The 23,000-nt window shown below is 68.8% G+C and carries 19 protein-coding genes; 10 read left to right on the forward strand and 9 right to left on the reverse strand.

Annotated features, from left to right (window positions below):
• Window positions 1–25: 25 nt before the first annotated feature.
• From sufD to HQ308_RS01035, 3 genes are read right to left on the reverse strand one after another with little or no spacing between them, the layout of a single operon-like run.
• Window positions 26–1,243: a Fe-S cluster assembly protein SufD gene (gene sufD, locus HQ308_RS01025; protein ID WP_222645241.1), complete on the reverse strand. Its 1,218-nt coding sequence runs from the start codon at window positions 1,241–1,243 to the stop codon at window positions 26–28.
• The gene (sufB, locus tag HQ308_RS01030; protein ID WP_027505295.1) at window positions 1,240–2,691 is read right to left on the reverse strand and encodes a Fe-S cluster assembly protein SufB; all 1,452 of its coding nucleotides are present in this window, start codon (window positions 2,689–2,691) and stop codon (window positions 1,240–1,242) included. The genes sufD and sufB overlap by 4 nt, the downstream gene beginning before the upstream one ends.
• Window positions 2,688–3,617, reverse strand: a complete 930-nt coding sequence (locus tag HQ308_RS01035) for a metalloregulator ArsR/SmtB family transcription factor (RefSeq protein ID WP_156380494.1) — start codon at window positions 3,615–3,617, stop codon at window positions 2,688–2,690. The genes sufB and HQ308_RS01035 overlap by 4 nt, the downstream gene beginning before the upstream one ends.
• Window positions 3,618–3,867: 250 nt before the next feature.
• On the opposite strand from HQ308_RS01035, the gene mptB reads away from it, so the two are divergent.
• The 4 genes from mptB to HQ308_RS01055 all read left to right on the forward strand — a co-directional run bounded on the left by mptB (window position 3,868) and on the right by HQ308_RS01055 (window position 8,384).
• Window positions 3,868–5,535: a polyprenol phosphomannose-dependent alpha 1,6 mannosyltransferase MptB gene (mptB, locus tag HQ308_RS01040; protein WP_051613271.1), complete on the forward strand. Its 1,668-nt coding sequence runs from the start codon at window positions 3,868–3,870 to the stop codon at window positions 5,533–5,535.
• The gene (locus tag HQ308_RS01045; protein WP_051613224.1) at window positions 5,532–6,506 is read left to right on the forward strand and encodes an ABC transporter ATP-binding protein; all 975 of its coding nucleotides are present in this window, start codon (window positions 5,532–5,534) and stop codon (window positions 6,504–6,506) included. Before mptB ends, HQ308_RS01045 begins: the two co-directional genes overlap by 4 nt.
• Entirely contained in the window at window positions 6,503–7,303 is an 801-nt protein-coding gene (locus HQ308_RS01050; RefSeq protein WP_027505292.1) for an ABC transporter permease, read from the forward strand. The genes HQ308_RS01045 and HQ308_RS01050 overlap by 4 nt, the downstream gene beginning before the upstream one ends.
• A 97-nt stretch (window positions 7,304–7,400) precedes the next feature.
• Window positions 7,401–8,384: a heme A synthase gene (locus tag HQ308_RS01055; protein ID WP_027505291.1), complete on the forward strand. Its 984-nt coding sequence runs from the start codon at window positions 7,401–7,403 to the stop codon at window positions 8,382–8,384.
• Between the two features lie 10 nt (window positions 8,385–8,394).
• On the opposite strand, the gene HQ308_RS01060 is transcribed toward HQ308_RS01055, so the two are convergent.
• Complete coding sequence (locus HQ308_RS01060) at window positions 8,395–8,775, reverse strand: hypothetical protein (RefSeq protein WP_027505290.1); 381 nt, start codon at window positions 8,773–8,775, stop codon at window positions 8,395–8,397.
• Window positions 8,776–8,880: 105 nt separating this feature from the next.
• Between HQ308_RS01060 and HQ308_RS01065 the strand changes: the two genes are divergently transcribed.
• On the forward strand, window positions 8,881–9,846 hold the full coding sequence (locus tag HQ308_RS01065; RefSeq protein WP_027505289.1) for a quinone oxidoreductase: 966 nt from the start codon (window positions 8,881–8,883) through the stop codon (window positions 9,844–9,846).
• Window positions 9,847–9,859: 13 nt separating this feature from the next.
• Here the strand turns inward: HQ308_RS01065 and HQ308_RS01070 are convergent, their stop codons facing one another.
• Window positions 9,860–10,837, reverse strand: coding sequence for a heme o synthase (locus HQ308_RS01070; protein ID WP_056444679.1), 978 nt, complete (start codon window positions 10,835–10,837; stop codon window positions 9,860–9,862).
• 337 nt (window positions 10,838–11,174) lie between these two features.
• Between HQ308_RS01070 and tkt the strand changes: the two genes are divergently transcribed.
• The 5 genes from tkt to pgl are packed head-to-tail and all read left to right on the forward strand — an operon-like array spanning window position 11,175 to window position 17,598.
• A complete protein-coding gene (gene tkt / locus HQ308_RS01075; protein WP_222645242.1) occupies window positions 11,175–13,274 on the forward strand; it encodes a transketolase in 2,100 nt (699 codons plus the stop codon).
• A gap of 4 nt (window positions 13,275–13,278) precedes the next feature.
• Window positions 13,279–14,400 carry a transaldolase gene (tal, locus tag HQ308_RS01080; RefSeq protein WP_027505286.1) on the forward strand — a complete coding sequence of 374 codons (1,122 nt, stop codon included), beginning with the start codon at window positions 13,279–13,281 and terminating at the stop codon, window positions 14,398–14,400.
• A 3-nt stretch (window positions 14,401–14,403) separates the two neighbouring features.
• Window positions 14,404–15,963, forward strand: a complete 1,560-nt coding sequence (gene zwf, locus HQ308_RS01085; RefSeq protein ID WP_056444682.1) for a glucose-6-phosphate dehydrogenase — start codon at window positions 14,404–14,406, stop codon at window positions 15,961–15,963.
• The gene (gene opcA / locus HQ308_RS01090; protein ID WP_027505284.1) at window positions 15,960–16,865 is read left to right on the forward strand and encodes a glucose-6-phosphate dehydrogenase assembly protein OpcA; all 906 of its coding nucleotides are present in this window, start codon (window positions 15,960–15,962) and stop codon (window positions 16,863–16,865) included. Before zwf ends, opcA begins: the two co-directional genes overlap by 4 nt.
• Window positions 16,858–17,598, forward strand: coding sequence for a 6-phosphogluconolactonase (pgl, locus tag HQ308_RS01095; protein ID WP_222645243.1), 741 nt, complete (start codon window positions 16,858–16,860; stop codon window positions 17,596–17,598). Before opcA ends, pgl begins: the two co-directional genes overlap by 8 nt.
• A 207-nt stretch (window positions 17,599–17,805) precedes the next feature.
• Here pgl and ppc read toward each other — a convergent pair whose 3' ends face one another.
• From ppc to pgk, 4 genes are all read right to left on the reverse strand, one after another.
• Window positions 17,806–20,574, reverse strand: coding sequence for a phosphoenolpyruvate carboxylase (ppc, locus tag HQ308_RS01100; protein ID WP_222645244.1), 2,769 nt, complete (start codon window positions 20,572–20,574; stop codon window positions 17,806–17,808).
• Between the two features lie 68 nt (window positions 20,575–20,642).
• Window positions 20,643–20,876, reverse strand: a complete 234-nt coding sequence (gene secG, locus HQ308_RS01105; RefSeq protein WP_027505281.1) for a preprotein translocase subunit SecG — start codon at window positions 20,874–20,876, stop codon at window positions 20,643–20,645.
• 89 nt (window positions 20,877–20,965) lie between these two features.
• A complete protein-coding gene (tpiA, locus tag HQ308_RS01110; RefSeq protein ID WP_222637593.1) occupies window positions 20,966–21,781 on the reverse strand; it encodes a triose-phosphate isomerase in 816 nt (271 codons plus the stop codon).
• A gap of 3 nt (window positions 21,782–21,784) precedes the next feature.
• The gene (gene pgk, locus HQ308_RS01115) at window positions 21,785–22,996 is read right to left on the reverse strand and encodes a phosphoglycerate kinase (protein WP_056444694.1); all 1,212 of its coding nucleotides are present in this window, start codon (window positions 22,994–22,996) and stop codon (window positions 21,785–21,787) included.
• Window positions 22,997–23,000 lie beyond the last annotated feature (4 nt).

The following is a 23,000-nucleotide window of genomic DNA, read 5'->3' on the forward strand; positions in this document are numbered from 1 at the left end:
CGGGAGAAGGTGGTCGCGCGAGGGGTCAGACGCCGGTGATGGCGAGTTCCGCCTCGACCGCGTCGGAGAGACGCTCACGGATGGACGCGACCGGGATCTTCGCGATGATGTCGTGGAAGAAACCGCGCACGACGAGCTTGCGTGCCTGGTCCTCAGGGATGCCGCGAGCACGGAGGTAGAACAGCTGCTCGTCGTCGAAGCGACCCGTGGCACTCGCGTGACCGGCCCCGACGATCTCGCCGGTCTCGATCTCGAGGTTCGGGACGGAGTCCGCGCGCGCGCCGTCGGTGAGAATCAGGTTGCGGTTGAGCTCGAACGTGTCCGTGCCCTCCGCCTTCGCACCGATGACGACGTCGCCGACCCACACGGTGTGGGTGTCGGGCTTCTTCGACGCCGGGTCGCCCTGCAGGGCGCCCTTGTAGACCACGTTGGACTTGCAGTGCGGCGCGGTGTGGTTGACCAGCAGGCGCTGCTCGAGATGCTGACCGTCGTCCGCGAAGTACAGGCCCAGGAGCTCGGCGTCGCCACCCGGACCGGTGAAGTTCACCGTCGGGGTCAGGCGCACCAGGTCGCCGCCGAGGCTGACCGACACGTAACGCAGGACGCTGTCGCGGCCCACCTTCGCGTGATGCGACGCGACGTGCACCGCGTCGTCGTCCCACTCCTGCAGCGCGACGACCGTGAGGTGTGCGCTGTCCGCGACGACGAACTCGACATTCTCGGCGTAGGTTCCGCTGCCGCGCTGCTCGAGCACGACGGTCGCCTTGGCGAACGCCTCGACGCGGATCTGGACGTGGCCGTAGGCGACGACGTCCGCTCCCGGACCGTCGACCGTCACGATCAGCGGATCCGCGAGCTCTGCCTCGGAGGCCACCGTGACGACGGTGGCCGAGTCGAAGGACGAGTACGCCTGGGCAGCGACCCGATCGGCCGGCGCACCCGCGGTGCCGAGCCGCGCGTCGTCACGACCGACGGTCTCGACGCGCACGGACTCGGGCGCGTCGGTGACCGTCACGGTCGCGGAGCCCGTGGCCACGGCGGTGCCGTCGTGGAGACCTCGCAGGCGCCGCAGCGGTGTGAAGCGCCAGATCTCGTCGCGGCCGGACGGCACCTCGAACGCGGCGACGTCGTAGGACGAGAACTGCGCGCCCTTGTTCGCGACGATCGCGCGCTTGTTCTCGGTGGCGGGGTTCTCGCCGGCGACGGCAGCCTTCACCCCGGTGTCGGTGTGGGGCAGGGTCATCCGACCGATCCCTCCATCTGCAGCTCGATCAGGCGGTTGAGCTCGAGGGCGTACTCCATCGGGAGTTCCTTGGCGATGGGCTCGACGAAGCCGCGCACCACCATGGCCATCGCCTCGTCCTCGGTCATGCCGCGACTCATCAGGTAGAACAGCTGATCGTCGCTGACCTTCGAGACGGTGGCCTCGTGGCCCATCGTCACGTCGTCCTCGCGGATGTCGACGTACGGGTAGGTGTCGCTGCGGCTGATCTGATCGACCAGGAGTGCGTCGCACTTGACGGTCGACTTCGACCCGTGCGCGCCCTTGTTGATCTGGATCAGGCCGCGGTACGACGCCCGGCCGCCGCCGCGAGCAACGGACTTGCTCACGATGTTGGAGGACGTGTTCGGCGCGAGGTGGAGCATCTTCGAGCCGGTGTCCTGGTGCTGGCCCTCGCCGGCGAACGCCACCGACAGAACCTCGCCCTTGGCGTGCTCACCGGTCATCCACACGGCCGGGTACTTCATCGTGACCTTCGAGCCGATGTTGCCGTCGATCCACTCCATCGTCGCGCCGGCCTCGGCCTTCGCGCGCTTGGTGACGAGGTTGTAGACGTTGTTCGACCAGTTCTGGATGGTGGTGTAGCGGCACCGACCACCCTTCTTCACGATGATCTCGACGACCGCCGAGTGCAGCGAGTCGGACTTGTAGATCGGCGCGGTGCATCCCTCGACGTAGTGCACGTAGGCACCCTCGTCGACGATGATGAGCGTCCGCTCGAACTGACCCATGTTCTCGGTGTTGATGCGGAAGTACGCCTGCAGCGGGATGTCGACGTGGACGCCCGGCGGCACGTAGATGAAGGACCCACCGGACCACACCGCGGTGTTCAGCGCGGAGAACTTGTTGTCACCGGCCGGGATCACCGAGCCGAAGTACTCCTGGAACAGCTCCGGGTGCTCACGCAGACCCGAGTCGGTGTCCAGGAAGATGACGCCCTGCTCCTCGAGATCCTCGCGGATCGAGTGGTAGACGACCTCGGACTCGTACTGAGCGGCGACACCCGAGACGAGGCGCTGCTTCTCCGCCTCCGGGATGCCGAGGCGGTCGTACGTGTTCTTGATGTCGGCGGGCAGATCGTCCCACGTGGCGGCCTGCTTCTCGCTGGACCGCACGAAGTACTTGATGTTGTCGAAGTCGATGCCGTCGAGGTTCGAGCCCCAGTTCGGCATGGGCTTGCGCTCGAACGTGCGCAGCGCCTTGAGGCGTGCCTCGAGCATCCACTCGGGCTCGCTCTTCTTGTCGGAGATGTCGCGGACGACGGCGTCGCTGATGCCGCGCTTGGCGCTCGCACCGGCGACGTCGGAGTCGGACCAGCCGTATCCGTAGGTCCCGAGAGACGCGATGGTCTCGTCCTGCGTGAGTGTCGCGGGCACCGTGGGGGTCACCTGGTCTGGTGTGACGGTCATGCGGGCTCCTTCCGGAGACGATCGAGCGGGCTGTTCGGGCTGGAGCTGGTGGTACGGGCCGAATCGAGAGCTGTGCGGTCGTGGTGGACCGTGCCGCTGTCGGCAGCATCACTCGGTGCAACGCCGACATCGTCGTCGGTATTGCCTGATTCGGGAGTCGAGAGTGTGCGAAGGGGCACATGGGTGGTGCACGCGCAGTCGCCGTTGGCGATGGTGGCGAGGCGCTGCACGTGCGTTCCGAGCAGATCGGCGAACGCTTCGCGCTCGGCGGTGCACAGCTCGGGGAACTCGGCCGCGACGTGCGAGACCGGGCAGTGGTGCTGGCAGATCTGCACCCCGTTGCCGACCGGGCGGGTGGAGGCGGCGAAGCCGGACTCGGTCAGCGCCTCGGCGATGGCGTCGGCCGTCTCGGAGACGGACTGCTGCGAGGACGTGTCGGCAGGCTCGACGTCGCCCACGATGGACTGGATGCGTCGGCGGGCGAACGTGCGCACCGCGTCGTCGCCGCCGATCTCCCGTAGGTGCCGCATGGCCGCACCCGCGAGATCGTCGTACGAGTGGCCGAGTCGAGAGCGTCCGTGCGCGGTCAGGGAGAACAGCTTCGCGGGGCGACCGCGGGTACGTGCACCGGGACGCGAGGTCATCGTGACGCGCGCGTCGCCCGCGTCGATGAGAGCATCGAGGTGGCGCCGCACGCCGGCGGCGCTGATGCCCAGACGGGACCCGACCTGGGTGGCGCTGATCGGACCCTCCTCGAGCAGGAGCGTCACGACGGACGACCGCGTGCGACCCTCCGACGTTGCCGAGCCCGACGTTGCCGAGCCCGACGTTGCTGAACCAGATCCCGAAGCCGGAGTGACAGTGACCGACGCGACGTCGGCGCGGGCGCTGACGCGCTCGCCGGAACGTTCGGTAGTCGTTTTCACAACACCAGTGTGACCGAATTACCGGAGAGGTTCCAGCAAGGGCACCCTGGGTAGCAGGGCCGATGCCGCGGCGACGTTCGTGATCGGCGCCGGTGTCGATACGCTCCGTTCTGTGCCCGCACCTGCCGACGACTCCGTGCCCTCCGCGCCGGTGACACCGACCGACGCCTCGGCGTCCCTCGCGGGCGGCACCGACGACGTGGTCACGGCGGGTGCGACGGAGCCGAGCCGCTCCGGTACCGCCGCGCGGATGCGGGCGACGGCCCGTCGAGCGACGCGTCGGGTGCTGGGGATCGAGGGGTCTCCGCGCAGCGACCGCGTCGCGTTTCTGCACGACAACGAGCCCGAGCGCCCCGAACTGAACGCCGCCGAGGTGCGCGATCTCACACGGATCCGCCGCTTCGGTGCCATCGGCGCCGCGATGATGGCCCTCGGTGCACTGGGCGCCGGCGCACAACCGGTTCTCCAGAACCCGGTGCAGGGTGTCCGCGTGCTCGGGCTCTTCGCTCGCGCGCTGCCCGCCGCACTCACCATCACGATGATCGGCACCGCCGTCGTGGTGCTCGCATGGCTGCTCCTCGGCCGCCTCGCAGTGGGATCTTTCGGCGCGCACTCGTCGCCGCGCCGGATGTCTCGCTCCCAGCTGGACCGCACGCTCGCACTGTGGATCGTGCCGCTGTGCGTCGCGCCACCGATGTTCAGCAAGGACGTCTACTCGTACCTGGCGCAGAGCGAGATCACGGCCCGCGGACTCGATCCGTACGCCATCGGTCCGCAGGCGGCACTCGGCGTCGACCATGTGCTCACCAGGACCGTGCCGACCATCTGGCGCGACACCCCGGCGCCCTACGGACCGTTCTTCCTGTGGATCGGTCGGGGCATCACCGCGCTCACCGGTGACGACATCGTCGCCGGGATCTTCCTGCATCGCATCGTCGCGCTGATCGGCGTCGCGCTCATCGTGTGGGCTCTCCCCCGCCTCGCCGCCCGGTGCGGAGTGTCCAGCGTGGCGGCGCTGTGGCTCGGTGCCGCCAATCCGCTCCTGCTCTTCCACCTCGTCGCCGGGATCCACAACGAGGCCGCAATGCTGGGCCTGATGCTCGCGGGGCTCGAACTCTCGTTCCGTGCGGTCGAGTCCGCGGCACCACTGCGGGGCCGTACCGGCGTGCTGCTGCTCGCCGGCGCGGCGGTCATCGCCCTGTCCGCGACGATCAAGATCCCGTCGGTGCTCGCGCTCGGATTCGTGGGCATGGCCCTGGCCCGTCGATGGGGTGGTCGGCCCCGCGACGTCGCCGCCGCCGCCGCCCTGCTCGGCGCGGTGACCGTCGCCGTGATCCTGGGCGTCAGCGCCGCGAGCGGGCTCGGATTCGGCTGGCTGGACACCCTGGGCACGGCCAACGCCGTGCGCAGCTGGATGTCGTTGCCCACACTGCTCGGCCTCGCCACGGGAGGCGCCGGCGTCCTCCTCGGCATCGGCGACCACACCACTGCCGTGCTGTCCCTCACCCGCCCGATCGCCTCCCTGGTGGCCGCGCTGATCATCGTGCGGATGCTGGTGTCGGTCCTGCTTGGTCGGCTCCACCCCATCGGAGCCCTCGGCGTGTCGCTCGGGGCACTCGTGCTGCTCTTCCCCGTGGTCCAGCCCTGGTACCTGCTGTGGGCCGTCACCCCGCTGGCCGCCTGGGCCACCCGACCGGCGTTCCGGGTGCCGGTGATCGTCTTCTCCGCATTCGTCTCGCTGATCGTCATGCCGACCGGCGGTGAGGTCCAGCCCTTCGTCATCGTCCAGGCGGCGGTGGCGACAGTCCTGACGATCGCCGTGCTGTACGCCTCGACGAGGCGACTGCTGCCCTGGCGGGCACGCGACGGGGCGGCGGCGCCGGACCGTCCGTCGGACGCCTACGCTGGATCATCGTGACCGCCCGACCTGTCCCTCCGCCCACGGCGTCCGATGCCGGGACGCCGACGGACTCTCCGGCGGTGTCGCTCCGCGGTGTGGTCAAGCACTTCGGTGACGTCGCGGCCGTCGACGGACTCGACATCGAGCTGCAGCGCGGCCGGGTGCTCGCACTCCTCGGTCCCAACGGGGCCGGCAAGACCACCACCGTCGAGATGTGCGAGGGCTTCCACACGCCCGACTCCGGTGAGGTCCGCGTCCTGGGGCTCGATCCCATCGTCGACTCCGACCGTCTCAAGCCGCGGATCGGGGTGATGCTGCAGGGCGGCGGCGCCTACCCCGGCTCGCGTGCGGGCGAGATGCTGGACCTCGTCGCCGCGTACTCGGCCGACCCGCTCGACCCCAAGTGGCTCCTCGGACAGTTGGGGCTCACCGATGCCGTCCGCACGCCGTACCGACGACTCTCCGGCGGTCAGCAACAACGCCTCTCGCTGGCCTGTGCGCTGGTCGGCCGCCCCGAGCTCGTGTTCCTCGACGAGCCGACCGCCGGGCTCGACGCACAGGCCCGGCTCCTCGTGTGGGACCTCGTCGAGGCGCTGCGGCGCGACGGCGTGAGCATCCTGCTGACCACCCACCTCATGGACGAGGCCGAGCACCTCGCGGACGACCTGGTGATCATCGACCACGGCCAGGTCGTCGCCTCGGGGACGCCCACCGAGCTCACCCGTCGGGGCGCCGAGGGCCAGTTGCGCTTCTCCGCACCCTCCGGCCTCGACCTGTCATTGCTGCAGATGGTGCTGCCCGAGGGGTTCGATCCGGTCGAGAGTTCGCCGGGCTCGTATCTGCTCGAGGGGACCATCGACCCCCAGGTGCTCGCGACGGTGACCTCGTGGTGTGCTCGACTGAACGTGCTGGCCACCGATCTCCGTGTGGAGCAGCGCAGCCTCGAGGACGTCTTCCTCGACCTCACGGGGCGGGAACTGAGAGGGTGAGCGTGACATCACGGTCCGAACGTGCGTCCGACCGATTCGCACCGGGGACGTTCACACCGGATCCCCGGCCCGCACCGCGCCGCCGCATGCTGCTGGCGCAGAGCCGCCTCGAACTACTCCTGCTCTTGCGCAACGGTGAACAGCTGCTGCTGACGATGTTCATCCCGGTGACGTTGCTCATCGGCCTCACGCTGCTGCCGTTCGGCGACTTCGGCACCGAGCGCGTCGGCACCGTCGTACCCGCCGTGATGACCGTCGCGGTGATGTCGACCGCGTTCACCGGCCAGGCCATCGCCGTCGGCTTCGACCGGCGCTACGGCGCTCTCAAGAGACTCGGCGCCACCGCTCTGCCGAAGTGGGGCGCGATCGCCGGGAAGTCGATCGCCGTCCTCCTCGTGGTCGTGCTGCAGTCGGTACTGCTCGGCGCCATCGGCCTCGCCCTCGGGTGGCGTCCGACTCCCGGCGGACTCGTGCTGGGCGCGCTGGTCATCGCTCTGGGCACCGTCACCTTCGCCACGATGGGCCTCCTGCTCGGCGGGACGCTGCGGGCCGAGATCGTGCTCGCCCTCGCCAACATCGCGTGGTTCGTGATGCTCGGAATCGGCAGCGTGGTGTTCGCGAACGAGGCACTTCCCGGCGGCGTCCGCATGATCGCGCGACTGATCCCGTCGGGCGCGATGGCGGAGACGCTCGAGCAGGCCGTCGTGGGACGAGCCGATCTGTTCGGCATCCTGGTCCTCGTCGTGTGGGCGGCGATCTGCGGCTTCTGGGCGACCCGCAAGTTCTCGTTCACCTGACACCGAAGCCGCAGTCCGACTACCCGAAGCCGCAGGCCAACTACCCCAGGCCGCAGGCCAACTACGCAGCGTAGGAGATGCCGTCTACCATCGACGTGTGCTCTCCCGTGCGTACTTCTCCGTGGTCGACCGCCTCCCGGTCCCCTCCGTTCGCGTCCAGCGAATCATCGCGTTCGTCGTGATCCTGACGCAGGGCGGTATCTCGGTTACGGGCGCCGTGGTCCGGGTGACGGGCTCCGGGCTCGGGTGCCCCACGTGGCCGCAGTGTTTCCCCGGCAGCTTCACGCCCGTCGGCGTGTCCGAGGTGCCCGTCCTGCACCAGGCGGTCGAGTTCGGCAACCGCATGCTCACCTTCGCCGTGGTCCTCACCGCGGCTGCGATCGTCCTGGCGGTGACACGGGCACGGCGCCGCCGCGAGGTGGTCGTCTACGCGTGGCTCATGCCTGCGGGCACGGTGCTGCAGGCCGGCGTCGGCGGCATCACGGTGCTCACCGGGCTGCTGTGGTGGACCGTGGCGGTGCACCTCGTGATCTCGATGCTGATGGTCTGGCTCGCGACGTTGCTGTTCCACAAGATCGGTGAGAAGGACGAGGGCGTCTCGGTACCCGCCGTGCCCGCGCCGCTGCGGTGGTTGACCGTGCTGTCTGCGGTCCTTCTCGCCGGAGTTCTGGTGGCGGGCACCATGGTCACCGGCGCGGGACCGCATGCCGGTGACGCGGACGTGGCTCGGCTCGAGGTGGAGATCGTCACGCTGGTGCACCTGCACGCCGAACTTCTGGTGGGGTACCTGGCGCTGCTGGTGGGGCTCACGTTCGCCGTCTACGCCGTCAGTCCGTCCGGAGCCTCGGCCATCAAGAAGCGTCTGCAGGTGGTCATCGCGATCGTCGTCGCCCAGGCGTGCGTCGGCATCGTCCAGTACTTCACCGACGTCCCTGCGGCCCTCGTGGCCGTCCACGTCGCCGGTGCTGCCGCGGCCACGGCCGCCACGGCCGCTCTCTGGGTGTCTCTGCGGGAGCGGGAGACCGTGCCGGCAGCCGAGGACACCGACGTGACCTCGCCGCGGCTGGCCCGCGCGGACTGATCGGACGCGGTCAGAGACCGTTGCGCGCCTTCGGGAAACGCGACTGACGCGCCACCCATCCCGCCATCTGCGCGAAGTGACCCTTGCGCGGGGTGACGATGCTCGTCAGCTCGCGGTCCCAGTCACCGAGGGTCACGGAGTCGAGCGAGTCCACCACCGCGTGCGCGATGCGGAGATTGCCGGCGACCCGGTCCCCCAGGATCCCGTCGGCACCGACCAGGGTCATGCGGACACCGGCGCGGCCGAGCGGCTGCAACACCACCGTCGCGGACCCGCCGTGCGCTGCGACGAACGACTCGATCGAGGACACCAGGTTCGACGGCGGGGCCGCCGTCTCGGTGCTCTGCCCGGAGTCACCCTTGGGTGCGTTCTCGATGCTCTCGGTGCTCATGATCGTGAGAATACCCGGTCCGTCCCACGCGTCCCTACTGGCGGGTAACTCAGCGGTGGGTCCGTCCCGCCCCCGCTGTCGCGGGCGCGGTGGCAGACTTTTCCCATGCGCGCTGTACTCGTGACCAGAACCGGCGGACCCGACGTCCTCGACGTGACCGACGTCCCCGATCCGGTACCCGGCCCGGCCGATCTACTGGTCCGGGTCCAGGCCTCCGGGATCAACTACATCGACACGTACTTCCGCAGCGGGTCCTACCCGCGGGAGCTGCCGTACGTCCCGGGCGACGAGGGCACCGGCGTCGTCGAGCAGGTGGGCTCGGAGGTGTCCGGGTTCTCGGTCGGCGACCGCGTCGCATGGGCCGCAGCGCCCGGGAGCTACGCCGAACTCGTGCGGGTCCCGGCCGCCTCTGCCATCGCGGTGCCGGCGGGTGTGGATCCCCCTCAGGCGGCATCCGTGCTGCTCCAGGGCATGACGGCGCACTATCTGATCGAGTCGACGTACCCCGTGCGGTCCGGCGACGTGGTGCTGGTGCATGCCGGCGCGGGCGGAGTCGGGCTGATTCTCACGCAGCTCGTCACGGCGAAGGGCGCGACGGTGATCACCACCGTGTCCACCGACGAGAAGGAGGCGTTGTCGCGCGAGGCAGGCGCGACTCACGTTCTCCGCTACGACGACGACATCCCGTCACGCGTGCGCGACATCACCGACGGTGTCGGCGTCGCGGCGGTGTACGACGGCGTCGGTGCCTCGACGTTCGACGCGAGCCTCGAGAGCGTGCGCATCCGCGGGACAGTGGCCCTCTTCGGTGCCGCGAGCGGGCCGGTACCGCCGGTGGACCCGCAACGCCTCAACAAGGCCGGCTCGGTGTTCCTGACCCGCCCCACCCTCGCGCATCACATCCGCGACCGGGCAGAGCTGGAATGGCGCGGCGGAGACGTGGTGCGCGCGCTGGCGGACGGAACCCTGACGGTCCGAGTCGAGCATCGCTATCCGCTCGAGCAGGCCCGGCAGGCGCACATCGACCTGGAGAGCCGGCGGACGGCGGGATCGATCGTGCTGGAACCCTGACGCGGAGCGGGTGTCAGGAGAAGAAGTCGGAGACCGTGGACATCCCGAGCACGGAGTCGACGGCGAGACCGATGAAGACGACCGCGAGGTAGTTGTTCGACTGCAGGAACAGGCGCAGCGGCTTCACGGCCTCGCCGCGTCTCACGCCCGAGTAGAGCTGGTGCGCCATGAGGAGGAACCAGGCACCCGCCGCCAGGGCGACCGCGGCGTAGACGACACCGGCCGCCGGGATCAACGCAGCCGTGGCCGCAACCGTGGCCCAGGTGTAGAGGACGATCTGCCGGGTGACGACCTGTTCGGTGGCGACGACGGGCAGCATGGGCACACCCGCCGCCTTGTAGTCGTCCTTGTAGCGCATGGCCAGGGCCCATGTGTGGGGCGGAGTCCAGAAGAAGATGACGAGGAACAGGACGATCGCCTGCCACCCGACGGTCCCGGTCACGGCGGACCATCCGACGAGTGCGGGCATGCATCCCGCGGCACCGCCCCAGACCACGTTCTGCGAGGTCCGGCGCTTGAGCACCATCGTGTAGACGAGGACGTAGAACAGAATCGTCGCGACGACCAGGATCCCACTGAGGAGGTTCGCCGCCCACCAGAGCCAGAGGAAGGATCCGACTCCGAGGAGCGCGCCGAAGACGAAGGCGTGCGACGTCGGCACGGCCTCGCGGGCCAGGGGCCGCCGCGCGGTGCGCTTCATGACCTTGTCGATGTCCGCGTCGACGACGCAGTTCAGCGTGTTGGCGCTGGCGGCACCCATCCACCCGCCGAACAGCGTGGCGAACAGCAGCGGGAGGTTCACCGTGCCGCGGTCCGCGAGGAGCATCGTGGGGATGGTCGCGACCAGGAGGAGCTCGATCACGCGCGGTTTCGTCAGCGCGATGTAGGCGGCGGGTTTGGCCGTCAGCCGGCCGAGTCTCGACGTGGGAGCGGTCGACACGTCCCGGGTCGGACTGTCGGTGAACCCGTGTCCGCTCGGGCTCTGCCGCATACCCACTCGAATCTCCCTCTCGCACCGTCCGCTCCACCACCCGGCCCAGTTACCGAGCGGAATGGTGCTACTACAAGCGATGGTAGACGCCGCCTGTGTCATCACCCCAATCGGCGGGTAGTCGGATGGTTCGGGCGTCGTGTGACGGATCGGCGGCGGACCACCCGTCGCGGAATCAGCGAGGCGTCCCGGACGGAACTAGGCTCGACCGTGAACCGGGTATCCCCGACCGACCCGCCGGGGAACTAGGCTCATCACGCGCGGAGCGGCGACGAGTGCGCCGCGTCCGTGCACTACTGGCCACCCCCACCCCGACAGTGTCAGGAGATCTCCACCCGTGTCGATCACAGACGACATCACCGTTCTCACCAGCGCTCACCATCCGAGCGACTGGACCGATCTGGACACACGGGCGGTGGACACTGTGCGTGTTCTCGCTGCCGACGCGGTGCAGAAGGTCGGCAACGGCCACCCCGGAACCGCCATGAGCCTCGCTCCCCTGGCGTACTCGCTCTTCCAGCGCATGATGCGCCACGATCCCACGGACACCACGTGGATCGGCCGCGATCGCTTCGTGCTCTCGTGCGGTCACTCGAGCCTCACGCTGTACATCCAGCTCTACCTGGGCGGCTTCGGCCTCGAGCTCGCCGATCTCGAGGCGCTGCGCACGTTCAAGTCGAAGACTCCCGGCCACCCGGAGTTCCGCCACACCAAGGGCGTCGAGATCACCACCGGCCCGCTCGGTCAGGGCCTGGCCTCGGCCGTCGGCATGGCCATGGCGTCGCGCCGTGAGCGTGGACTCTTCGATCCCGAGCCCGCATGGGGCGACAGCCCGTTCGATCACTACGTCTACGTCATCGCGTCCGACGGCGACATCGAGGAGGGCATCACCTCCGAGGCGTCCTCACTCGCCGGCACGCAGCAGCTCGGCAACCTGATCCTGTTCTACGACGACAACAAGATCTCCATCGAGCACTCCACCGACATCGCGCTGTCCGAGGACACCGCCAAGCGCTACGAGGCGTACGGCTGGCACGTGCAGGTCGTGGAGGGCGGCGAGAACGTCACCGCCATCGAGGAGGCGGTCGAGGCGGCCAAGGCCGTCACCGACAAGCCCTCGATCATCGTGCTGCGCACCATCATCGGCTTCCCGGCCCCCACGATGATGAACACCGGCGCCGTCCACGGTGCCGCTCTGGGTGACGACGAGGTCGCCGCCGTGAAGAAGGCGCTCGGCTTCGATCCCGAGAAGACGTTCGAGGTCACCGACGAGGTCATCGAGCACACCCGCGGCCTGCAGGCGCGTGGCCGCGCGGCGCACGAGGCGTGGAGCAAGGACTTCGACGCGTGGAGCGAGCGCGAGCCCGACCGTCGCCGCCTGCTGGACCGTCTGACCGAGGGCACGCTGCCCGACGGATGGACCGACGTCCTCCCCACCTGGGAGCCGGGCGGCAAGGCCATCGCGACGCGCGCCGCGTCCGGTGAGGTCCTCAGTGCCGTCGGCCCGGTCCTGCCGGAGCTGTGGGGCGGCTCCGCCGACCTCGCCGGCAGCAACAACACCACCATGAAGGGCGCCAAGTCCTTCGGCCCGACGTCGATCTCCACCGACGACTGGGACGCCGAGCCCTACGGCCGCACGCTGCACTTCGGTATCCGCGAGCACGCGATGGGCGCGATCCTGTCCGGCATCGTCATGCACGGACCGACGCGTGCGTACGGCGGCACCTTCATGCAGTTCAGTGACTACATGCGTCCCGCGGTGCGCCTCGCGTCCCTCATGGACATCGATCCCATCTACGTCTGGACCCACGACTCCGTCGGTCTCGGCGAGGACGGCCCGACGCACCAGCCGGTCGAACACCTCGCGGCGCTGCGCGCGATCCCGAACCTCTCGGTCGTGCGCCCCGGCGATGCGAACGAGACCGCCCACGCCTGGCGCGCGGTGCTCGCGCGCTCGTCGAGCAGCGGACCCGTCGGCCTCGCGCTCACCCGTCAGGGCATCCCGATTCTCGACGGCACCAGCTACGAGGGTGTCTCCAAGGGCGGGTACGTCCTGGTCGAGTCGTCCAAGGCCGCACCCGACGTGATCATCGTCGCGACCGGTTCCGAGGTGCAGTACGCCGTGGAGGCACAGAAGCTTCTCGAGGCGCAGGACATCGCGGCGCGCGTCGTCTCGATGCCGTGTGTCGAGTGGTTCGAGAGCCAGGACCAGAACTACCGCGACCAGGTCCTTCCGCCCACCGTGAAGGCCCGTGTCTCCATCGAGGCCGGCATCGCGATGCCCTGGTACAGGATCGTCGGCGGCTTCGGCGAGATCATCTCGCTCGAGCACTTCGGCGAGTCCGCGGACGCGGCGACGCTCTTCCGCGAGTACGGCTTCACGGCCGAGGCCGTCGTGGCCGCAGCTCAGCGCTCCATCACCAACGTGAAGGGATGACAACATGACTCAGAACCAGAATCTCGCAGACCTGTCCGCCGCCGGAGTCTCGGTCTGGCTGGACGACCTCTCCCGTGACCGGATCTCCTCAGGCAACCTGAAGGACCTGATCGACTCCAAGTCGGTCGTCGGCGTCACCACGAACCCGTCGATCTTCCAGGCCGCCCTGTCGAAGGGCACCTCGTACGACGAGCAGGTGAACGAGCTCGCCGCTCGCGGTGCCGACGTCGATTCCGTCATCCGCACGGTCACCACCGACGACGTCCGCAATGCGTGCGACGTGCTCGCACCCGTGTACGAGGCGACCAACGGAGTCGACGGACGGGTGTCCATCGAGGTCGATCCCCGCCTGGCCCACGACACCGACAAGACGGTCGCGCAGGCGATCGAGCTGTGGAAGATCGTCGACCGGCCCAACGTCCTGATCAAGATCCCCGCCACCGAGGCCGGCATCCCCGCCATCGCCAAGGTCATCGGCGAGGGCATCAGCGTCAACGTCACGCTCATCTTCTCGGTCGAGCGCTACGAGGCCGTCATGAACGCCTACCTCGAGGGACTCGAGTCGGCGAAGGCCGCGGGCCACGACCTGTCGTCGATCCACTCGGTCGCGTCGTTCTTCGTCTCGCGCGTCGACACCGAGATCGACAAGCGTCTCGACGCCATCGGAACACCGGAGGCGACCGACCTGAAGGGCAAGGCCGCACTGGCCAACGCACGCCTCGCGTACGTCGCCTACCAGCAGGTGTTCGAGATCGGGTCGCGTTTCCAGGGCATGCTGACCGACAACGCCCGGCCGCAGCGCCCGCTCTGGGCCTCCACCGGAGTGAAGGACCCGACCCTGCCCGACACGCTGTACGTGTCCGAGCTGGTCGCCCCGAACACCGTCAACACCATGCCCGAGAAGACGATGGACGCCTTCGCCGACCACGGCGAGGTCACCGGCGACACCATCACGGGCAAGGGTCAGGAGTCGCAGGCCGTCTTCGACGCCATCAGTGCACTGGGTATCGACCTGACCGACGTCTTCCTCGTGCTCGAGAACGAGGGCGTCCAGAAGTTCGAGGCGTCGTGGGGCGAACTGCTCGACGCCACCTCCGAGCAACTCTCCGCCGCGTCGAAGAGCTGAACCGTGGCGACGGAGTCAGCCACACCCTGGGTGAATCCGCTCCGTGACAGCAGAGACAAGCGTCTCCCGAGGATCGCCGGGCCCTGCAGCCTGGTGATCTTCGGTGTCACCGGCGACCTGGCGCGCAAGAAGTTGATGCCGGCGGTGTACGACCTCGCGAACCGTGGGCTCCTGCCGCCCGGGTTCGCGCTGGTCGGGTTCGCCCGGCGTGAATGGTCGGATCAGGACTTCGGCACCATCGTGCACGACGCGGTCCGCGAACACTCCCGGACGCCGTTCCGTGAGGACGTGTGGGAACGATTGTCGGAAGGCATCCGCTTCGTGCAGGGGTCGTTCGACGACGCCGCGGCGTTCGATCAGCTCACGAGAACGCTCGCGGAACTCGACGTCGAGCGCGGAACCGGTGGGAACCACGCGTTCTACCTGTCCATCCCGCCGGGCGCGTTCCCCACGGTGCTCGAGCAGTTGTCGGCGTCCGGTCTCGCCACCGGACCGGAGACCGAGGACGAGGCGCCGCGGCACTGGCGTCGAGTGGTGATCGAGAAGCCCTTCGGCCACGATCTCGCGAGCGCGAAGGAGCTCAACGCGATCGTCAACCGGGTGTTCCCGGAGGATCGCGTGTTCCGCATCGACCACTACCTCGGCAAGGAGACGGTCCAGAACATCCTGGCGCTGCGCTTCGCCAACCAGCTGTTCGACCCGATCTGGAACGCCCATTACGTGGACCACGTGCAGATCACGATGGCCGAGGACATCGGCCTGGGGGGTCGAGCGGGGTACTACGACGGCATCGGCGCTGCGCGCGACGTGATCCAGAACCACCTGCTGCAGTTGCTCGCCATCACCGCGATGGAGGAGCCGGTCAGCTTCAGCCCCAGCGAGCTGCAGAGCGAGAAGATCAAGGTCCTCTCCTCGACGCGTCTGGCGGAGCCGTTCGCGCAGACCGCTGCCCGGGGGCAGTACACCTCGGGGTGGCAGGGCAGCCAGAAGGTGAAGGGGCTCAAGGAGGAGGAGGGGTTCGACGCGGAGTCGAACACCGAGACCTACGCGGCCATCACCCTCGAGGTGGACACCCGGCGGTGGGGCGGCGTGCCGTTCTACCTCCGCACGGGGAAGTCGCTCGGGCGGCGCGTGACCGAGATCGCGATGATCTTCAAACGCGCACCGCACCTGCCGTTCGACGCCACGATGACCGAGGAACTGGGCCAGAACGCACTCGTCATCCGCGTGCAGCCCGACGAGGGCGTCACGCTGCGCTTCGGATCGAAGGTGCCGGGGTCCAGCATGCAGGTGCGGGACGTCAGCATGGACTTCAGTTACGGCCAGGCCTTCACCGAGTCGTCGCCCGAGGCGTACGAGCGGCTCATCCTCGACGTGCTGCTCGGTGAGCCGTCGCTCTTCCCGGTCAATGCCGAAGTAGAGCTGTCGTGGAAGATCCTCGACCCCATCCTCGAGTACTGGGCGTCCGGAGGCGCGGCCGATCCGTACGAGGCCGGCACGTGGGGCCCCGACTCGGCCAACGAGATGATGCAGCGCACCGGACGCGAATGGAGAAGGCCGTGATCGTCGATCTGCCCGCCACCACCACCGGTGCCGTCTCGAAGAAGCTGGTGGAGCTCCGCGAATCGGGCGGCGCCGTCACGCTCGGTCGGGTGCTCACCCTGGTGGTCGTCATCCGTGATCCCGCGAAGTTCGAAGCCGCGATCGAGGCGGCCAACGAGGCCAGCCGGGAGCACCCGTGTCGTGTGATCGTGTTGGCCCGCGGTGATCGCGACGACGACGACGTGCTGGACGCGCAGATCCGCGTCGGCGGCGACGCGGGCGCGTCCGAGGTGGTCTTCCTGCGACTAAGGGGCGAGCTGTCGGAACACGAGCAGAGCGTCGTCCTCCCCTTCCTGCTGCCGGACACCCCCGTGGTGGCCTGGTGGCCGAGCGGAGCACCGGCGGTCCCGAAGGAGGACCCGGTGGGCCGACTCGCCATCCGCCGGATCACCGACGCGACCAACTCACCCGACCCGCGCGCTGCCATCTCGTCGCGACTCGAGTCGTACGCCGAGGGGGATTCCGACCTCGCCTGGTCGCGCATCACCTATTGGCGTGCGCTGCTCACCACGGCACTCGACCAGCAGGCCGAGCCGGTGCGATCGGTGACCGTGTCGGGTCTGCGCGAGGAGCCCGCACTGGACATCCTCGCCGGGTGGTTCGCCGCCCGCCTCGACGTCCCCGTGGTGCGCAAGGTCGGCGACCTGCGTGTGGAGATGGTGCTGGCCGACAGCACCGTGTCCATCAGCAGGCCGCAGACCGGCACCACGGCCACGCTCATCCGCACCGGACAACCGGACACGCTGGTCTCACTCGCCCGGAGGGAGACCCGCGACTGCCTCGCGGAGGAGCTGCGTCGACTCGACCGTGACGAGATCTACGAAGAGGCCCTCGCCGGCCTGACGAAGGTGACCTATGAGTGAGACACGACCGGAGATCCACCGTTCCGACGACACGGCGGCTCTCGCCCGCGCCGCGGCCGAGCGATTCGTGTCGGTGGTCGTCGACGCCCAGCGAGCACGCGGTACCGCATCCGTCGTGCTGACCGGTGGCGGCACCGGCGTCGCGACCCTGGCCGCTGTCCGCGACCTCGGCGGCGACATCGACTGGTCCGCCGTCGACGTCTTCTTCGGTGACGAACGCTTCCTCCCCGAGGGCGACCCGGAACGCAACTACGTGCAGGCCAGGGACGCCCTGCTCGATCACGTCGGCGTCGATCCCGACCGCGTGCACGTCATGGCCCCGTCCGACTCGCCGCTGGACGACGACGTCGAGGCCGCGGCGGTGACCTACCTGCAGTCGGTGGCAGCTTTCGCACCGGAGGACGGACCCGCCTTCGACATCCACCTGCTCGGCATGGGCCCGGATTCTCACGTCAACTCCCTCTTCGCCCACGGTGACGCGGTGCAGGAGAAGTCACGCTGGGTCGTGGCCGTGACCGACTCCCCCAAGCCGCCTCCCGTGCGCATCACGCTGACGCTCCCGGCGGTGAACAGGTCTCGGCACGTGTGGTTCCTCGTCTCGGGCGAGGGCAAGGCCGATGCCGTCGCCGCCTGTGTCGGGGTCGCGGACCCGGTCGAGCATCCGGCCGCCGGGGCACACGGCCTCGAATCGACCGTGTGGTTTCTGGACGCGGGGTCGGCGTCCCGCCTCTGAGCGACGGTCAGGCCGGCGGCCGTCCGGGCTGATCGTCCTTCGGTCGGACGGGTGTCGAGGCCGCTGGTCGACGCCGGGGCACTCCCCTGCGCCACGCGGATGCGGTTGCGGTGCAACGGTGTTCGTTCTGCGGAGTCATGACGGAGATCCTCCCGGCGTCGAATGGGTCTGTTCTGTTCGACGCCGGGAGGGTCCTCGCGGTTCCCTCTATCCGCTGTTGCGCAACGCGGTCGCGAGCCCGTTCATGGTCAGCAGGATGCCGCGCTTGACCTGCTCGCGGTCGTCTCCCGCCCGCAGCTGTGCGAGTAGTTCCACCTGCAGGTGGTTCAGCGGCTCGAGGTACGGGAAGCGGTTGAACACCGACCGCGCCAGCGCCGGGTTGTCGTCGAGCAGCCCGTCGTGCCCGGTGATCTTCAGGTACATCGACACGGTCTTGGCATGCTCGGTCGAGATCATGTCGAACACGGTCTTGCGGAGCTGCTCGTCCGGCACCAGTTCGGAGTACCGGGCGGCGAGCCCCAGATCCGACTTGGCCATGACCTGCGCCATGTTGGACAGCACCGTCCGGAAGAACGGCCACCGCCGGTACAGATCGGTCAACGTGGCCAGCTTGTCCGCGTCGCCGCCGACCCAGTCCTCGAACGCGGTACCCACTCCGTACCAGCCGGGCAACATCACCCGCGACTGACTCCACGACATCACCCACGGGATCGCCCGCAGGTCGTACACCGAGTTGGTGGGCTTCCGCGACGCCGGCCGGCTGCCGATGTTGAGCTCCCCGATCTCGGCGACCGGTGTGGACATCCGGAAGTACTCGACGAAGCCCGGCGTCTCGTGGACCAGTGCCCCGTACGCGGCCTGGGCGCGTGCCGCCAGATCGTCGAGCAGCGCGTAGGCCGGCTCGGCGTCGTCCCCGAGCCCCTCGACGTCGAGCAACGTGCTCTCGATGGTCGCCGCCAACAGCGTCTCGAGGTTGCGGCGCGCCAGGCGGGGTTCCGCGTACTTCGCCGCGATCACCTCGCCCTGCTCGGTGATCCGCAGCGAGCCGGTGACCGCACCGGTGGGCTGAGCGAGGATGGCGTCGTAGCTCGGGCCACCGCCGCGGCCCACGGTGCCACCGCGGCCGTGGAACAGTCGTAGCCGGATCCCGGCGGCGCGTGCAGCCTCGACGAGGTCGAGTTCGGCACGGTAGAGCGCCCAGTTCGCGGCCAGGTACCCGCCGTCCTTGTTGGAGTCGGAGTACCCCAGCATCACTTCCTGGTTGTCCCCGCGGGACGTCACCAGCGCGCGGTAGACGGGGATGGACAACGTCGCGGTGAGGGTCGCCGCGCCCTGCTGAAGATCGTCGATCGTCTCGAACAGCGGCACCACACCGACGGGCGAGGACGGACCCGTCTCGGCGTCGCCGGGATCGAGGATGCCCGCCTCCTTGAGCAGCACCGCGGCCTCGAGCATGTCGCTGACCGAGGTGCACATACTGATGATGTAGTTCGGCACCGCGCCGCCGCCGAACGTGCGCACGGCGTCCGCGGCGGACTCGACGATCGCCAGTTCCTTGGCCGTCTGCTCGCTGAACTCCGCGCGGGGCCCGATGAGGGGTCGCCGCGTCTCGAGCTCGGCGGCGAGGATCTCGACGCGCTCGTCCTCGGACAGTGACGCGTAGTCCGCGTGGACGCCCGCCCAGGCCAGCAACTCCGCCACGACCTGCTCGTGGATCTCGGAGTTCTGCCGCATGTCGAGCCCGGACAGGTGGAACCCGAAGGTCTCGAGCGCCTGCCGGAGCGTCGCGAGTCGGTCGTCGGCGATGACGCCGTTGGCCGTGCGCCGCAACGAGCGGTCCAACAGGTCCAGATCGTCGAGCATCTCCTGCGGGGCGCCGTACGGCTCGAGTTCCGGCGAGTCGAGGGTGTTGTCCGGAACCACGTCCAGCATGCGGCGTGCCGTCGCCGACAGTCGCCCGCGGATACCGCGCACAGCTCGGCGGAAGGGCTCGTCCGCACGGAACGCCGACTCGTCCTTCGACGCATCGGCCAGGGCCTGCAGGTCCGCGTCCACGTCGATCAACCGAGCCGACATGGACAGCTCGTGCTCGAGACCGACGAGATCCGCGAGATACCGGGTGAACGCCACCTGCGCGGCACGGTTGGTCGCGCGGTGCACGATCTTCCCGGTGACGAAGGGGTTGCCGTCCCGGTCGCCGCCGATCCACGATCCGGGTCGCAGCATCGGCTGCGTCAGCAGGTCGGCATCCGGCCAACGGCTGCGGAGCGCTGCCCGCAGCTCGGTGTTGATGCGTGGGATCACGTCGAAGAGCGACATGTCGTAGTAGCGCAGACCCACCTCGATCTCGTCCTGGATCCGCAAGCGGGACAGCCGGATCAGCGCCGTCTGCCACAGTGCGAGGATCTGCCGCTCGATCTTCGCGTCGGTCTCCGCGATCTCCGTGTCGTCCAGTTCCGTGCGCTCACGGAAGCGCATCAGATCGGTGATGCGGCTCTGGATCTCCGACACGGTGCGGCGACGCGTCTCGGTGGGATGCGCGGTGATGACGGGCGACACCAGGGCGTCGCGGAGCAGGTCCTCCACCGTGGCGGCGTCGAGGCGCGCCGCATCGAGCTTGCTGTAGGTGGAGGCGAGACTGCTGTCCTGGGGCGGCTCCCCGGCACGCACGTGCACGGCGCGGCGGCGCTCGCGGTGAATGTCCTCCGCCAGGTTGGCGAGAAGCGAGAAGTGACTGAACGCCCGGATCACCGGGATGGCACGCGTGATGTCGATTCCGTCGAAGAGCCGGGCGAGTTCGCCGCGATCGATCTCCGACCGCCGCACCCGGAACGACTCCACTCGGGCCTGCTCGACGAGGTCGAAGATCTCCTCGCCCTCGTGGTCCCGGACGACGGAACCGAGTATTCCACCGAGGAGCCGAATGTCCTCTCGCAGAGGTTCGGTGGCGGGCAGACCTGGATCCACGACTGTCATGAGGACAGTATCGTCGGCGCACCCCCGGACCGCAGCGCGGGGCTCACGGCAGGGGTCACGTCACCCGATCAGGCGAACTTGATCTCCAGGCCGATGCCCAGGATGCAGATGAGCCACACGACACCGGTGAAGACGGTGACACGGTCGAGGTTCTTCTCGACGACGCTGGACCCGGACAGAGACGACTGCACGCCACCACCGAACAGGCTCGACAGGCCGCCGCCCTTGCCGCGGTGCAGCAGGACGAAGACGAGCAGGCCGATGCTGGTGACCACCAGCAGGATGTCCAGGAACGTGCGCATGATGGCCAATGTTACAGGCCGCGCGCCGCCGAACGACGAAGGGCACGTCGCGTGTGCGACGTGCCCTTCGATCGGTGATGCGCGGTGGGTCAGGGAAGCGGTCCCCCGGCGGCGATGGCACACAGGGTGGCGAACTCGTCCGCCTTCAGCGACGCTCCGCCCACCAGTGCACCGTCGACGTCGGTCTGGCCGACGATCTCGCCCACGTTCTTCGAGCTGACCGATCCGCCGTACAGCACACGGACCGCCGCCGCGGTGTCGACGTCGGCGAGCGACGCCAGCTCCTGACGGATGGCTCCGCAGACTTCCTGCGCGTCCGCGGCACTGGCCACGCGGCCGGTACCGATGGCCCACACCGGCTCGTAGGCGACGACGATCTTCCCGATCTCCTCGGCACTCAGACCCGCGAGGGACCCGCGGAGCTGCTCGACGTTGAACGCCACGTGCTCGCCGGCCTCCCGCACCTCGAGACCCTCACCGATGCAGACGATCGGCACGAGTCCGTGCTTCAGCGCGGCCTTGGTCTTGGCGAGCACCGCCTCGTCGGTCTCGCCGTGTCCGGCGCGACGCTCCGAGTGCCCGACCACGACGTACGTGCAGCCCAGCTTGGCCAGAAAGGCACCGCTGATGTCGCCGGTGTAGGCGCCGGAGTCGTGGGGCGAGAGATCCTGCGCGCCGAACGTGAGCAGGAGCTTGTCGCCCTCGATCAACGTCTGGACACTGCGGATGTCGGTGAACGGCGGGATCACCGCGACGTCGACCTTCTCGAAGTACTTCGCTGGCAACGAGAAGGCGATCTTCTGCACCAGGGCGATGGCCTCGAGGTGGTTCAGATTCATCTTCCAGTTACCGGCGATGAACGGGGTCCTGGCCTTACGGTCGAGCGAAGCTCGTGGAGATGTCATGGTTCAGCCCTCCAGTACCGACAGGCCGGGGAGCTGCTTGCCCTCGAGGTACTCGAGGGAGGCACCGCCACCGGTGGAGATGTGCGAGAAACCGGCGTCCGGGAGACCCAGCGTGCGCACGGCCGCGGCGGAGTCGCCCCCGCCCACGACACTGAACGCGCCCTTCGTGGTCGCCGCGATGATCGCCCGAGCGATACCTTCGGTGCCCTTCGAGAACTTCTCGAACTCGAAGACTCCGGCGGGACCGTTCCAGAAGATGGTCTTGGCGTTGCTCAGCACCGCCTCGAAGCGATCCACCGAGTCGGGTCCCACGTCCAGACCCATCCAGCCGTCGGGGATCTCCGACGCCTTCACCGTCTTCGACTCCGCGTCGGCGGAGAAGCTGTCGGCGACGACGAAGTCCGTCGGAAGGTGGATGACGTCACCGAATCGCTCGAGCAGGTCCTTGCACGTCTCGATGCGATCTTCCTGCAGCAGCGACGTGCCCACCGAATATCCTTGTGCCGCAAGGAAGGTGAAGGCCATGCCGCCGCCGATGACCAGCGTGTCGACCTTCGGCGCCAGCGCCTCGATGACACCGATCTTGTCGGACACCTTGGAGCCGCCGAGCACCACGGCGTAGGGACGCTCGGGTGTCTCGGTCAGCTTCGTCAGGACGTCGACCTCGGTCGCGACCAGCGTGCCCGCGTAGTGCGGGAGCAGCGTCGCGACGTCGTAGACCGACGCCTGCTTGCGGTGCACGACACCGAAGCCGTCGGACACGAACGCGGCGTCGTCGCCGGCCAGCGTGGCCAGTTCCTTCGCCAGCGCCAGCCGCTCGGCGTCGTCCTTGCTGGTCTCGCGCGGATCGAAGCGGATGTTCTCGAGCAGGAGAACGTCTCCGTCGGTCAGACCCTCGGCGCGAGCCTCGGCGTCCTGACCGACGACGTCACCGGCGAGCTGGACGTGGCGTCCCAGCAGTTCGCCGAGCTTCGCCGCGACCGGAGCCAATGAGAACGCGGCGTCCGGTTTGCCCTCCGGCCGGCCGAGGTGCGCGGTCACGATGAGCTTGGCACCCGCCTCGAGCAGCGTCTTCAGCGTCGGGAGCGACGCCTCGATACGGCCGGCGTCCGTGATCTGCCCGTCGTCGAGCGGAACGTTGAAATCGGCACGGACGAGGACGCCGCGTCCGTCGACGCCCTCGTCGATGAGATCCTGCAGTGTCTTGACGGCCATCGGG

Origin of the sequence: Rhodococcus sp. BP-241 (assembly GCF_019836145.1) — a bacterium.
Lineage (GTDB): Bacteria > Actinomycetota > Actinomycetes > Mycobacteriales > Mycobacteriaceae > Rhodococcoides.